The following is a 426-nucleotide window of genomic DNA, read 5'->3' as shown; positions in this document are numbered from 1 at the left end:
CGTCGACGGCGCCCGTCACGGGGCAGCCGCCTCCTGACGGGGTCGACGCACCCTTCCTGGCCGGGTGGACAGAGTCCCGGCCGGGGCCGCGTGCCGCAGGCACGCACCTCGCCTTGAACCGTGCAGCGTCATATGGCGGACGCTCACCGAAAGGAAACCACCAGTGCTGATCGCACAGCGCCCCACCTTGACCGAAGAGGTCATCTCGGAGAACCGTTCGCGCTTCTCCATCGAGCCGCTGGAGCCCGGCTTCGGCTACACGCTCGGCAACTCGCTGCGTCGCACGCTGCTGTCGTCCATCCCGGGCGCGGCGGTCACCTCCATCCGCATCGACGGTGTGCTCCACGAGTTCACCACCGTGCCGGGTGTGAAGGAGGACGTGACCGAGGTCAGCCGCAACATCAAGAACCTCGTCGTCTCCTCGGA

Annotated in this window: 1 pseudogene; it reads left to right on the top strand. The window is 67.8% G+C overall.

The features are described 5' to 3' along the window. Positions 1–163: 163 nt before the first annotated feature. A pseudogene (locus G3I78_RS48915) lies at positions 164–426 on the top strand (DNA-directed RNA polymerase subunit alpha); the annotation flags it as partial.

The sequence above is a fragment of the Streptomyces sp. SID13726 genome (assembly GCF_010548375.1).
In the GTDB taxonomy this organism is placed as follows: Bacteria; Actinomycetota; Actinomycetes; order Streptomycetales; family Streptomycetaceae; genus Streptomyces.
The sequence above is the reverse complement of the archived record's forward strand: the minus strand, read 5'-3'. Positions and strand labels throughout refer to the sequence as shown.